The sequence below is a fragment of the Bacillus sp. LBA3-1-1.1 genome (assembly GCF_040676495.1).
GTDB classification, from domain to species: domain Bacteria; phylum Bacillota; class Bacilli; order Bacillales; family Bacillaceae_G; genus Bacillus_A; species Bacillus_A nitratireducens.
Map to the genome: position 1 here is coordinate 93148 of NZ_JBEGIB010000022.1, position 13177 is coordinate 106324.

A 13177-nucleotide genomic window follows, 5' to 3' on the forward strand; every position below is an offset into this window, starting at 1 on the left:
TTTCTCCCCTCCTATTCGCTTTTCAGTTCATGCCTTCTACTCCAAGTTTGAATCATATTAATAAGTAGTAGGAAAAGGAGAGAAATAATAAGCATCACAGCCGCTACAGCTGTTGCTCCTGCATAATCATATTGTTCTAGTTTCGTCATAATCATAAGCGGTGCAATTTCTGTTTTCATTGGCATATTACCTGCAATGAACACGACAGATCCATATTCCCCTAACGCCCGAGCAAAGGCGAGTGAAAAACCAGCAAGTAGAGCAGGGAATATTTCTGGCAAAATGATTTTCACAAATATTTGAAAGCGTGACGCCCCTAAACTAGAAGCTGCTTCTTCTACTTCTTTATCAATACTTTGCAGCACTGGTTGCACCATCCGAACGACAAAGGGCAAGCCAATAAACGTAAGCGCCACAATAATGCCGAGCGGAGTAAAAGCTACTTTTATATGAAACACACTAAATATTTTTCCAATAAAGCCATTTTCCGCATAAAGCGTCGTAAGTGTAATACCAGCTACTGCAGTCGGAAGAGCGAATGGTAAATCGATTAGTCCGTCTAATAACCGCTTCCCTGGAAATGTGTAGCGGACGAGTACCCAGGCAATTAATAAACCGAAAATGGCATTTACGATTGCCGCTACAAGTGAAGTTGTGAGACTTATTTGATAGGAATGCAACACGCGCTCACTCGTTATAACTTGTGCGAACTTCTTCCAGCCTAGCTGCGAAGTTTGAATAAATACGATAGAAAGTGGTATAAGTACGAATAAACTCATATATAGCATTGTAAATCCAAGAGATAATCCAAACCCTGGTAAAACACGCTTCTTCCTCATATAACGTCACCTCATCCCCCCTTATTTTTTATACATTTGATCGAATACGCCGCCATCATTAAAATGCTTTTCTTGTGCTTTTTTCCAGCCTCCAAATAGTTCATCAACTGTAAATAATTGAACTTTCGGAAATTGTGATGCATACTTCTCTGCTACTTTTTCATTACGAGGGCGATAAAAGTTTTTCGCCGCAATTTCTTGCCCTTTTTCTGAATACAAATATTCAAGATATCCTTCTGCTACTTTTTTCGTTCCTTTTTTATCAACGACTTTGTCTACAACTGCTACTGGTGGCTCAGCAAGTATACTAATCGAAGGTGTTACAATTTCAAATTTATCTTTTCCAAGTTCTTTTTGTGATAATAACGCTTCATTTTCCCAAGCGATTAACACATCACCAATTCCTTTTTCAACGAAAGTCGTCGTTGCCCCACGTGCCCCTGAATCTAGTACTTCTACATTTTTATAAATTTGGCCGACAAACTCTTTCGCTTTGTCTTCACTATTGTCATACTTCTTCAGCGCATATCCCCACGCACCTAAATAGTTCCAACGTGCTCCTCCAGATGTTTTTGGATTCGGTGTAATGACAGACACACCTTTTTTCGTTAAATCATCCCAATCTTTAATTCCTTTCGGGTTTCCTTTCCTCACAAGAAATACAATTGTTGATGTGTACGGAGTTGAATTATCCGCAAATCGTTTCTGCCAGTCTTCTGCTAACTGTTTCTTCTTGCTAATCGCATCAATATCATAGGCGAGTGCTAACGTAACAACATCGGCTTCTAAACCATCAATAACAGAACGCGCCTGGCTTCCAGATCCTCCGTGTGATTGCTTTACATTCACTGTTTGCCCATTCTTCTCTTTCCAATACTTCGCAAATTCTTTATTGAAGTCTTGATATAATTCCCTCGTTGGATCATACGAAACATTTAAAAGCTCAACTGTTTTTTTATCTTCACTTCCTTCAGAATTACTAGTGGATGTTGCCGAACCACATCCTGATAAAAGCACAACTGCTGATAATACAATACCTGTACTTTTCATAAACGCTGTCTTACCCCACTTTTTCATTGTTAAGCCCCCTTAGTTTATATAATAGAAAAAGGCACACAATATATTCACAAAAGTGAACATTGTGCGCCTTCAGTTTATCTGATGAGCTTCTATTGTATTCTGTTTGATTTCTTTTCATTTTAATTCCGTAATTCATATGTGTCAACTTGGAATTTAGAATTATTATATAAGAAACTTCATACAAGTTAAAAATCAGCGGGAATGGAATCCCACTGATTTTAGTTTCGATTTATTTCTTTAACTTATCTGTCTTCGCAATAAATTGAGCTGCTTCTGCGCGGCTTACCGATTTATCTGGAGCCCAGCCATTATCTGTTCCAACTGAAATATTTTCTTGGATTAAAATGTTCGCATACTTCGTACCCCAATGATCTTTTAAATCAGCAAATTCTTTTGGTAGTTTAATATTTTCATTTCTTTCTAATTTATATGCATTCACAAGCATAGAAGCCATTGATGCACGGTTAATTAGCCCGCTCGGATTAAAGTTACCCTTATCATCACCTTTTACAATGCCAGCTTTTTCAACTGCTGCGATGTAAGGTGTAGCCCAATGATTTTGAGCATCGCGGAATGATGGCTTCGCATCTTTATTAATTTCTAATCCTAAAACAGTAGCTAATATTTTTGCTGCTGAACCACGATCGATATTTTCAGCTGGTGCAAATGTACCATCTGGCTTACCGTGTACTGCCTCTTTGTCTACTAAATATTGCACTGACTCTTGTGCCCAAGTCGGTACATCTGAGAACTTAGATTTCTTTTCAATTGCACTCGCATCGATTTCAAACTGCACTTGATATTTATGATCATATTTAATTGCTGGAATTAATATATGCATTTGCATATTATATTTTTTCGAGAATTCACCGATTTCAAATTGAACAACTTTCGTACCATTATTCGCTTTATCTTCAGAAATTACTTTTACATCATGGAATGTCCCTAATTGATTCTGATCTTCTACTCTAAGATACTGGAAATAGCTACTATCTTGCACTGTTAACGTCACAATTTTTTTATCGCCTTGTATTGTTACTTTTGCATTTTTTAAATATGTTGAAGCAACCGATGTTTCATTCGTTTGATCTTTATACGTTTTTAAAATAACGTCATATGTACCATCTGCAAGTTTACTATTTGCTTTCATTTCTACTGCCGCTTCTGCTTTCGCAATCGGTGCCATAATACCACTGAATGGAACTGCTAAAGTTGCTACTATAACGAACGCATTAACATATTTTTTCTTAATCATTATCAATACGACATCTCCTTTTATATGAATATACCCAACATAACTATCATATTGATAATGATTATCAATGTCAAATAAAAAAATTAAACGAATACTACCTATTTATTACACAAATATGCTTTCCGATCATTTTTAAACAATAAATAATGAGCAGTATGCACTTTTCTCTCTAAATAGTCTAATGAATACGTACCCGATGGATCCACTAAATCCCCAATCGCCCCCGAGAGGTGATCAATTACCTTTTGCAATGTTTCTAAGTTCTTCTTTTCACTCTCCATATTCATTTCATCCATAATGTCACAAATAAGATATTGCACTTTCCGTAAGCGTAATTCCTTCTGCTCCACGTATATCTCCTCCTTATTAGTCATATTACGGTTTAAATATATGGGCTTATAGCTTAACCAATTCTAAAAAATAACGCGAAACTTTAATCAGTAGGAATTTTGTCCATCCAAACTAATCCAGCTTTTTTGGGACAAAAAGATATCCATCTCTATACATGTAGTCATAGTGATGGATATCTTTATTTTTATACTTGCAATGCCTTCTCTCTCAAAGCTCTTCGTAACAACTTACCAGTTGTATTCTTAGGCAATTCTGTTAAAAACTCAATGCTCTTTGGCACTTTATATTTCGCTAAATGCAGCGTGCAGTAATGCGTAAGCTCCTCTTCTGTTACGTTCGTTTGCTTCAGAACGACGTAAGCTCGCACTGCTTCTCCTAAGTTTTCATCCGGTACACCAATTACGACAACTTCAGCCACAGATTCGTGAGTATATAATACTTCTTCTACTTCACGAGGGTATACGTTATAACCACCAACTAAAACAATATCTTTTTTGCGATCGACGATATAGAAGTAACCTTCTTCATCCATTTTCGCTAAGTCACCTGTATATAGCCAGCCGTCTTTAAGTGTCGCAGCTGTATCTTCTGGCGCATTATAGTAACCCTTCATAACGTTAGGTCCGCGAACAATTAACTCCCCAACTGCACCGACAGGTACTTCTTCCCCAAGTTCATTCACAATTTTATTTTCTACATGCCAAATATTTGTACCAATCGAACCTGGTTTACGAGGGCGATCTAACGGATTAAAACAAGTAACTGGTGATGCTTCTGATAAGCCGTATCCTTCTGAAACAATCACATCAAAACGTTTTTCAAAGTTTTGCAGAAGGGCAACAGGCATTGACGCACCACCTGAAATACAGAGACGAAGCGTCTTTACATCTTCTGCGCTTGCTTCTTCAAATAAATATAAGTAATTGTACATCGTCGGCACACCTGCAAAAATCGTTGGTTCATACGTACGACAAATACGGAATACTTCTTTCGGACTAAACCTCGGTACCATTAAAATCGTTGCCCCGTTCACAATCGGCGCATTTACTGCAACTGTTAAACAGAACACATGGAACATCGGCAATGCCGCAACGACGCGATCATCCGCAGTATATTGTAAATATGACGCAACATCGCTTGCGTTACTATATAAGTTTTTATGTGTTAACATAGCGCCTTTTGGCTTTCCAGTTGTACCTGAAGTGTATAAAATAACAGCTACATCTTCTTCATCTAGTTCAGGACCTTCGTAAGTTATATCTCCAGTTCCTATAAAACTAGTAAACGTTTTCATTTTTTCCGTTTCTGTATGAGTAAAATCTGATGAGGTTTCGCATATGATGATGTTTTCAAGTGAAGGAAGTCTTGTTGTAAGAGATTGTATAACAGGTAGAAGGACGTCGAGTACAATGATTGTTTTTACATCTCCATTTTGTAAAATATAATGTATTTCGTCTGCTGTATAAATTGGATTAATCGGAATGACAGTTGCTCCGGCTTTCATCGTTCCGTATAAACCGACTAAAAAATGTGGTGAATTTCCAACAGCTAATGCAACATTGTCCCCTTTTCCAATGCCCATTTTTGCTAAATTGCTAGAAAACCTAGTGACCACTTTGTTTAATTGGTCATACGAGACCGACTGATCCATAAATATGTATGCCGGTTTATCCCCCTTATTTTTTGCCGTTTCAGCCAAAGATTGAACGAGATTCACACAAATCCCACCTTTATAAAATTTAGAATATTTAAAAATTCTAAATTAATTATATTAAAAGAAAATTAAAGTAGCAAGTGATATTCCATTAACTGCATATACAAGGATCACCTCCTGTTGATTCACTTTGGAAAGATAAGGAAATTCTATTCACCTACACATTATGAAACTAAGGCTAAAATCATTTCAGGATAATATGCACTTATCTTTTCACTAATTTTTTCTAGTTCCTCTTTATTCAAGCTCGTATGCTCCCCATACAAGTTGATTGCATCCGCTCCATTTTCATTAAAAAACAATGTAACATATAATGTCGGTAACCCTTTATTGTCCTCATCTATCGACAAGACAAGATCCGGTGTTTTATTCACAGCGCTAAACGTTTCATTTCTTTTCCATTTCTTATTTTGAAACATAGTTTGTATATCATCTATCTTTCGTTTGTTATCCTTATGCGTAAAATATATGACATTATCCTTCCCTGGCTTTCCAATCGATAAAAGTGTACGACTTGAGGACGTTTCATCGTTACAGGCTGTCATTCCGATGACGAAGCTGAGCAGTAATGCAACGTACATTAGCCTTCTCATTTCAATCCGCCTCCTTTTGAATATATATATTCCTTTATAAGAGGCAAATGTCCTGTGATTTTATGGTATATGAAATTATATCGGTGATTTTTCAAATATATCAACTTACCGACAAAACCAGTGACAATCTACGCAAAAAAAGAGGCTGCCCGTTACGGTAGCCTCCCTTATTTTTAGAAGAATAAATGTAAGAAATCTTCTGTTGTAATATTACCGAAGTAGCGTTTAATATCTACGCCTTCTAAAGCTGCAGTGAATGCATCTTTATCAAATTGTACGCCTGTTAGACGCTCTTCAATGTCATGCACGTCTAATGATCCGAAGAAATCACCGTAAATTTTACATTCTGTTACTGTTCCTTTTTTCACTTCAAGACGAACGTCAACTTGTCCAACTGGGAAGCGGTGTGAATGTTGTAAGTTGAACTTCGGAGATTTTCCGTAGTTCCAGTCCCAATTTTGGTAACGTTCTTCAGAAAGTTTATGGATCTCTTTCCAATCATTTTCTGTTAATTCATACGTTGGAATTTCTGTTTCCCCTTCGAAAATTGTTTCTAGAAGAAGTTGTCTAAACTCTTCTGTCGTCATTTTTTCGTTTAAGAATTCTGTAATGTTCGCAACGCGGCTACGGATTGATTTAATGCCTTTTGATTGAATCTTATCCATTTTTACTTTTAACGCTGATACGACGTGATCGATTTCAGAGTCAAATAGTAACGTACCATGACTGAACATACGACCTTTCGTTGAGAACTGCGCGTTACCTGAAATTTTTCTACCTTCAGCTAAAATGTCGTTACGACCACTTAGTTCTGCATTTACACCTAATTTACCAAGCGCTTTCGTTACAGGCTCTGTGAATTTTTTGAAGTTGCTGAAACTGTCTCCATCATCTTTCGTAATAAAGCTGAAGTTTAAGTTTCCTAAATCGTGATATACTGCGCCCCCGCCTGATAGACGACGAACGACATGAATCCCTTTTTCTTTTACGTAATCTGCATTAATTTCTTCTACTGTGTTTTGGTTTTTACCAATGATAATAGAAGGTTCGTTAATGTAGAACAGTAAATATGTTTCGTTAATATCTAAATTCTTCACACAATATTCTTCAATTGCTAAGTTTATTCTAGGGTCTGTAATCCCTTTATTATCAATAAATAACATCGTATCACCTCATGAGTTCCAAATGTAGCCACTATGCGCTAGCGTAATATGGCCACTGAAAATTTGTTTTGCTTCTGTTACTAAATCAGATGAGTTTCCTGTATGCGGTAAGTGCGTTAATAAAAGTTCTTTTACATTCGCATCTTTCGCAATACTTGCCACTTCTGTACTATTCATATGCCCTGCTTTTGCAGCCTCTTGATGTGCATACATATTACACTCACAAATGAAAAGATCAGCATCTTTTGTGAATGGAATAAATTCAGGAATATAACTGGAATCAGCGCTATATACTACAGCGTCATCACCCGCTGTAATGCGCATCGCAAAACATGTAACAGGATGAACAGTTTTTAAGAATGAAATCGAAAACGGTCCAATTTGAAGTGTTTCTTCTGGATTGTAAGCGATTCCTTTCGTATGCGGTTCATGCGTTAAAGAACGGAATCCATTCTCGTCAAACGTATGACCGTATATTGGTAATTCCGGTAGTTGTCCCTTTGTCGCACTTGTAATTAATCTCGCATATTGCAATACCCCAATGTCTGCAACATGATCGTGATGATAGTGCGACAGTACAACTGCATCTATATCAGATGGTGTTATATATTTTTGAAGCTGTGCTAGTACACCACTGCCACAGTCTACAAGTAAACGAAAACCATCGTGTTCAAACAAATACCCCGACGTTGCTTCTCCCGCTTCTGGAAAGCCGCCCCAAAAGCCGACAACAGTCATTTTCATATGTATCCATCCTTTCTAAAACCGAGTAGGAATGCATGTTTTACGTACATCCTACATTGTTAACTATAATCCATTTCCTAAACTTTTTCATTAATTTTCAATTTTGTTATAAAACAGTTGTTGACTTTTGTTTTTTGTACTAATACAATGATAGTAAGAAATGGAAATGGAGGGATTGACATGATCGATCAACCAATGGAGTTTTTCAGAAATTTACCGACGAAAACTTGTGCACACTGTGGGAAAGAAATTGATGAGCAGCACGAAGCGTACCATAACAAATGTGACGATTGCGTTCACGAAGAATAGTAGTTTGTGAGCATAAAAAAACCTAGCAGACATAGTCTACTAGGCTAATAACATCGTATCTTTCATCGTTGAACCTTTCACCAAGAGCTCCAGTTCAAACTCATACAATTCTTTTTGTCGATAATTTTTCGTATGGATTTTATCCATCATTAAGTCGACAACTTTTCGAGCCATCTCATCGATGGGCTGTTCAATTGTCGTAATACCTGGTTCTGTAATTTGTGATAAAATTTGATTATCAAAACCGATAACAGCGAGATCCTCTGGGATACTCCAATTATGGTGTTTCGCCTCTGAGATAATTCCAGCTGCAACCTCGTCGCCTCCTGCCAAAATCGCGGTAGGATTTTTTTTGTCCTTTAATACTTCATGGAATATTCGTTTTCCATCGCCCCAAGAGAAAGCGTTTTCAAGAAAATCGATCGCTTCCACTTCTCTACTCTTTTCAGTAATAGCGCGTAAAAAGCCCATTTTTCGCTGTTGGCTAACCACTTTTGTTTCGTTACCACGGCAAAAAATAAGATTACGATAGCCTTGTTCTAACACATGCTTGGCAGCTATGTATGCACCTTGCGCATGATCAAACTTCACTGTCGGAACATTTGCTTCCTCAATATATTCATTACATAACACGATTGGACCATGTTGTAAGTATGGCTCTACATCTTCCCACGGATTTTCTAGTGAACATAGAATAATCCCATCTACTTGTTTCGTAGATAATAACTGTAAATACTCCATCTCTTTTTCCGGTAAATATCTTGTTTGACAAATAATCAGTTTATATTTATGTTCAGAAGCAGCAATCTCGATTGCTTCAATAAATCTACTGAAGAAAGGATTTGTAATCCTTGGAACTAGCACCGCAATTGTTTCCGTTTTTTGTTTACGAAGCCTTCTCGCCGCAGAATTAGGAACGAAGCCTAAATGCTTCATCGCTAATTGAACCCTTTTTTTCTTCTCATCTGAAACATATGGATGATTATTAATCACCCTAGAAACCGTTGTCCTTGATAACCCCGCTAATTTCGCCACGTCCTCGATAGTCGACACGAAATTTTCCCCCTTTGCATGAAAACGTTTTCTTATCCTGATTATATAGTATATTATTGGAAACTGCAATATAGGTTCTTATGATTTTACTATATTAATATTATACATAGGGAAAAGTCTGTTAATGGGAGGAGATTACACACTACTTTTAGAATTTCACAATAAGAATATTTATAAAATAAAGGATGATATTTCATGAATCGTACGGATCGTTTATTAGCTATATTAATTGAGTTACAAAGAAAACAAACCGTTACAGCACAAAGCTTAGCTGAAAAATTTGAGACAAGTATACGCACTATTTATCGAGATATGGATGCACTTAGTGAATCTGGCGTCCCACTTTTCGCCATGCCTGGCCAAGGTTATTCATTAATGGATGGCTATTTCTTACCACCCATTCAGCTTACGTCTGAAGAGGCTGTTACTCTTTTATTAGGCGGTGATTATATCGAGAAAACTTTCACTTCTTCTTTCTCTGTACATGCAAAATCGGCAAAAGAGAAACTTGAGGTTGTCCTCCCTACTGATCAACAAAAGAAAGCCCGAGAGTTACGAGGGACTTTCCGTTTCCTTTCTCCTATATTTTCACACAAACAATCTGAACAAGAAAAACTTGAAAAACAACTTATCCTGTTGCAAGAATCTATCCCAAAAAAACAGGCTATCTCTTTTTCTTATCGTAAACCAAGAGAAACTACAAAAATAAAACGGACCGTTTTTCCTTACGGCTTAGTCAATATTTCAGGAATTTGGTACATCGTTGCTCATTGTTTACTTCGAAAACAAATACGTAATTTCCGCTTAGATCGAATGGAGGAATTACAACAAGAACAAGAATTCTTTACGAAACCTGAAGACTTTTCTTTGCAAAACTATCAACCTGAAAGCAACCGTACTGTGATGATTCATTTATTATTCCCAGCCCATATTGCACATAAAATTATTGAATCACGATACTTCTTTATAGATTCATACGAGCATAGAGACAATGGTTTTCACGTCTTTTTGAAATCAAGAAACATAGACGAAGTATTTCAATGGGTATTAAGCTGGGGAAGCCAAGTGCAAGTACTTGAACCAAACGTTCTATCTGAGAAAATCCGTGATGAAGCAAAGAAAATGTTAAAACTTTAATTGTTGCATTTCACTACTGACATAATGTTGTCAGCATTACCTCTTTATAGTAGGTAGTAACAAATACATTTTCATAAAAAGGAGTTAGTGATATGAAGAAATTTGAAGAGTTAGCAACGTATTACTTAGAGGAATTAGAAAAGTACTCTCTTGAACAATTTAGGACAAAACCTTCTGCTGAAGAATGGTCTCTCGGTCAAATGTATAATCATTTACTTTCGGCTACGTATATGCAATTAGATGCAATCGAGAAGTGTAAAACTGAAACACCATTTGTATCTAACAACAAAACGGATATGGGTGAAAAAGTATATATACTGGGAGCTTTCCCTGACATACAAATAAAGGTACCTGAGCACCCTGGATACACACCTGAAAATCCAACTAACAAAGAAGAAATACAAGAGCGTTTTCTGGAATTAATTACAATCGTGAAAAACGCTGAGCCAACGCTAACTTCTATTCCTAATGATTGTAAAGTAGAGCACCCTGGACTTGGTTACTTAAATGCGGCAGAATGGTTCCAGCTCATTTCTATGCATTTTGCACATCATCTGCGTCAGAAAGAAAGATTGGAACTTAAGACTTGCTAAGTGTAAACACTTCTACTAAAAAAAGACTCCCAATATGCAATATTGGGAGTCTTTTCAAAAGGAATGTATACAATGAATCCTATTTTAACAGTTGCAAAACAACTATTACATAAAGGCGAAGTTATTGTATCTACTTTAAGATGGCCACTTACTGACTATATTATTACGAATAAAGTCCCGTATCCAGGCATGTTACTTGCTACTAAAAGAAGATTTCTCTTTTCTAGCCAATATAAAAACCCATCAATACGTCGTCTCCATATGATCCATCTTCATATTTAATTTGCTTTCTTTGTCTTCCTTCCTCTACAAATCCCATACGTTTATACACCTTAATCGCCCGATTATTAATAGAAACTACGCCTAAGCAAATTTTCTCTAAACCTTTCTGCCCTTTAGCCCAACTAATAAGAAATTCAATTAGTTTCGTACCAATTCCTTGATTACAATACGCCTCCCTAATCCCCATTCCCATTGTGCCTGCATGTCGTAACCGTTCTAGTTCATATCGATTGAAAAGTAAAAAGCCAACCACCTTACTATCTACTTCATAAACTATATAAAGATTACCTTTTTCATTGCTTTTCCGTATCTTTTCTCTTTCTGCATCAATATCATTTGGTAATTTATTTGGAGATACTATAAAAAACTTTGTAGTAGTTTCCGATAATATAATTTCTTTTCTAATATCCATAATTGATTCCGCATCAACCTCTTTTGCTAATCGTATCACCGAATCACCTCTTACCTTTTTCTTAAAAAAATAATACTAAGAACCTCTAAAATGCCCAATATGTAACATTGCATATTGGGCATCTTTTCACTTTTGATACAATATCTTTACATCTACATAAAAGGAATGTATACAATGAATCCAATTTTAACAGCTGCAAAACAACTACTACATAAAGAAGAAAAGATTTTATCTACTTTAAAATGTTCACTTACTGACTATATAAATACGTATAAAGTCCCATATCCAGGCATGCTACTTGCTACTAGTAGAAGGCTTCTCTTTTATGGACAATCTAAAAATACATTCATTGCCGAATTTAATTATGAAAAAATTCAATCTATAGAAACAAAGAGAAGAATCTTTGATAAAAAAATAATATTTTACTATGAAGATGAATATATAACGTTTGGATACATTACAAGTTCAAATATTGAAGAGTTCATAGACTTACTACAAAGAAATTGCAAGACTAGTACAGGCTCATAATCAGTGGGGATCCCCCGCTGATTCATTATTTTAACTCCTCCCACTTCGTCCAAACTTCTCTCCCATTTATATGGTACATATTATCCTCTCGATCCATAAACCCGTGCACAATAAACTCACGTCTAATCGTACAAAAATCATCGTGATATTGTTTTATAAATGTATTAATTTCTTTTTCCGTATATTGATTTTCAGCGTTTAACTTGCTAATCAAATGTTCCAATAACACTAACTTTTTCTTCTTTTGACCTGGAATCGATTTTAGGCGGTCCTCTTTATCGAAAAAGTTACGAATCTTCGTATCCCTAAATTTCATTTCACTTTCAGTCATTTTGTTGTCCTCCATCGGTTTTTATGCAATGAAACTTTATTATTTGTCCTTACTATTCTTCTTCATTCTTTCACTTACAACATCCATAAGGTAATACCCGCTAATTAGCACATAGTAAACTAAAAGTATTCCTAGTGCATCTTTCATATTTGTATATTTTTCTTTATGAAACAAGATAGGTGAAAGGGCGTAAACAAGAAAGATGATTAGCGGATTTACGATAAAATAATAAGTAAGATTTCCTTTCATCATATCAACTCCCATGTAATATACTTCTATTCAAATTGTTGCAATTCCTGTTCTTTCATTTAGCCTAAACATGAGATATGGTAAAATTAAGGAGAAGGAGGGCTACAAATGACATTCCACTCTAAAATTGATAAATTTTTCTTATTTATTATCTTTTTTGCTATTTTCACCATAGGTGCTTCAACACTGCTTCCTCTCTTCTTTGATGATGAAGCTACTACTACAGACTTATACATTCTACTATCTATTTTCTTTGTATCTTCTGGCTTCCTATTATGGAGTTCCTTTTCTATTACATATACATTCTATGAAAACCACTTATTTGTTAAAGGTGGTCCATTTCGAAGTAAGATTCCGTACGTTCATATAACGAAAATCTCAAAAACAGATAACATTTTAATCGGATATCGTATTCTCTCTTCGAAAGATTGCTATGAAATCTTTTATACATCAGGAGCTTGGGGAAGTGTAAAAATCTCACCAAAAGATCCTGAAAAATTCATATCCGAACTACAAAAAAAATGCCCTGCACTAAAATAAAAAA

Annotated in this window: 17 protein-coding genes and 1 pseudogene; 6 read left to right on the top strand and 12 right to left on the bottom strand. The window is 35.9% G+C overall.

What is annotated here, in order from left to right:
- Window positions 1-11: 11 nt before the first annotated feature.
- The 8 genes from cysT to MRBLBA3_RS17595 form a co-directional block, all read right to left on the bottom strand.
- A complete protein-coding gene (gene cysT, locus MRBLBA3_RS17560) occupies window positions 12-839 on the bottom strand; it encodes a sulfate ABC transporter permease subunit CysT (protein ID WP_363382600.1) in 828 nt (275 codons plus the stop codon).
- Between the two features lie 21 nt (window positions 840-860).
- Entirely contained in the window at window positions 861-1916 is a 1056-nt protein-coding gene (locus MRBLBA3_RS17565) for a sulfate ABC transporter substrate-binding protein (protein WP_363382603.1), read from the bottom strand.
- 232 nt (window positions 1917-2148) lie between these two features.
- The gene (locus tag MRBLBA3_RS17570; protein ID WP_363382606.1) at window positions 2149-3174 is read right to left on the bottom strand and encodes an S-layer homology domain-containing protein; all 1026 of its coding nucleotides are present in this window, start codon (window positions 3172-3174) and stop codon (window positions 2149-2151) included.
- 98 nt (window positions 3175-3272) lie between these two features.
- Window positions 3273-3524 carry a hypothetical protein gene (locus tag MRBLBA3_RS17575; protein WP_000435463.1) on the bottom strand — a complete coding sequence of 84 codons (252 nt, stop codon included), beginning with the start codon at window positions 3522-3524 and terminating at the stop codon, window positions 3273-3275.
- Window positions 3525-3709: 185 nt separating this feature from the next.
- The gene (locus MRBLBA3_RS17580; RefSeq protein WP_001055205.1) at window positions 3710-5242 is read right to left on the bottom strand and encodes a fatty acid--CoA ligase family protein; all 1533 of its coding nucleotides are present in this window, start codon (window positions 5240-5242) and stop codon (window positions 3710-3712) included.
- A gap of 161 nt (window positions 5243-5403) precedes the next feature.
- Window positions 5404-5832: a hypothetical protein gene (locus MRBLBA3_RS17585; RefSeq protein ID WP_001253472.1), complete on the bottom strand. Its 429-nt coding sequence runs from the start codon at window positions 5830-5832 to the stop codon at window positions 5404-5406.
- A 173-nt stretch (window positions 5833-6005) separates the two neighbouring features.
- On the bottom strand, window positions 6006-6995 hold the full coding sequence (locus tag MRBLBA3_RS17590; RefSeq protein ID WP_000897268.1) for a lipoate--protein ligase: 990 nt from the start codon (window positions 6993-6995) through the stop codon (window positions 6006-6008).
- A 9-nt stretch (window positions 6996-7004) separates the two neighbouring features.
- Window positions 7005-7739, bottom strand: a complete 735-nt coding sequence (locus tag MRBLBA3_RS17595) for an MBL fold metallo-hydrolase (RefSeq protein ID WP_000784660.1) — start codon at window positions 7737-7739, stop codon at window positions 7005-7007.
- Between the two features lie 180 nt (window positions 7740-7919).
- Between MRBLBA3_RS17595 and yhfH the strand changes: the two genes are divergently transcribed.
- Window positions 7920-8048, top strand: a complete 129-nt coding sequence (gene yhfH / locus MRBLBA3_RS17600; RefSeq protein WP_000567010.1) for a protein YhfH — start codon at window positions 7920-7922, stop codon at window positions 8046-8048.
- 39 nt (window positions 8049-8087) lie between these two features.
- On the opposite strand, the gene MRBLBA3_RS17605 is transcribed toward yhfH, so the two are convergent.
- Window positions 8088-9101, bottom strand: coding sequence for a LacI family DNA-binding transcriptional regulator (locus tag MRBLBA3_RS17605; protein ID WP_363382611.1), 1014 nt, complete (start codon window positions 9099-9101; stop codon window positions 8088-8090).
- A 195-nt stretch (window positions 9102-9296) separates the two neighbouring features.
- Between MRBLBA3_RS17605 and MRBLBA3_RS17610 the strand changes: the two genes are divergently transcribed.
- The 3 genes and pseudogenes from MRBLBA3_RS17610 to MRBLBA3_RS17620 all read left to right on the top strand — a co-directional run.
- Entirely contained in the window at window positions 9297-10238 is a 942-nt protein-coding gene (locus MRBLBA3_RS17610; protein WP_363382614.1) for a helix-turn-helix transcriptional regulator, read from the top strand.
- A gap of 92 nt (window positions 10239-10330) precedes the next feature.
- Window positions 10331-10831 carry a DinB family protein gene (locus tag MRBLBA3_RS17615; protein ID WP_000713027.1) on the top strand — a complete coding sequence of 167 codons (501 nt, stop codon included), beginning with the start codon at window positions 10331-10333 and terminating at the stop codon, window positions 10829-10831.
- A 63-nt stretch (window positions 10832-10894) separates the two neighbouring features.
- Window positions 10895-11080 (top strand): annotated as a pseudogene (locus MRBLBA3_RS17620) (PlcR-regulated protein PRP2); the annotation flags it as partial.
- Here the strand turns inward: MRBLBA3_RS17620 and MRBLBA3_RS17625 are convergent.
- A complete protein-coding gene (locus MRBLBA3_RS17625) occupies window positions 11055-11564 on the bottom strand; it encodes a GNAT family N-acetyltransferase (protein WP_000620036.1) in 510 nt (169 codons plus the stop codon). The pseudogene MRBLBA3_RS17620 and the gene MRBLBA3_RS17625 overlap by 26 nt on opposite strands.
- A 135-nt stretch (window positions 11565-11699) precedes the next feature.
- On the opposite strand from MRBLBA3_RS17625, the gene MRBLBA3_RS17630 reads away from it, so the two are divergent.
- Window positions 11700-12053: a PH domain-containing protein gene (locus MRBLBA3_RS17630; RefSeq protein ID WP_001068214.1), complete on the top strand. Its 354-nt coding sequence runs from the start codon at window positions 11700-11702 to the stop codon at window positions 12051-12053.
- 25 nt (window positions 12054-12078) lie between these two features.
- On the opposite strand, the gene MRBLBA3_RS17635 is transcribed toward MRBLBA3_RS17630, so the two are convergent.
- Window positions 12079-12384, bottom strand: a complete 306-nt coding sequence (locus MRBLBA3_RS17635; protein ID WP_000140281.1) for a DUF2087 domain-containing protein — start codon at window positions 12382-12384, stop codon at window positions 12079-12081.
- Between the two features lie 39 nt (window positions 12385-12423).
- Window positions 12424-12636 carry a hypothetical protein gene (locus MRBLBA3_RS17640; protein WP_002100233.1) on the bottom strand — a complete coding sequence of 71 codons (213 nt, stop codon included), beginning with the start codon at window positions 12634-12636 and terminating at the stop codon, window positions 12424-12426.
- 105 nt (window positions 12637-12741) lie between these two features.
- On the opposite strand from MRBLBA3_RS17640, the gene MRBLBA3_RS17645 reads away from it, so the two are divergent.
- A complete protein-coding gene (locus MRBLBA3_RS17645) occupies window positions 12742-13173 on the top strand; it encodes a PH domain-containing protein (RefSeq protein WP_000142744.1) in 432 nt (143 codons plus the stop codon).
- The last annotated feature ends 4 nt before the right edge of the window (window positions 13174-13177 follow it).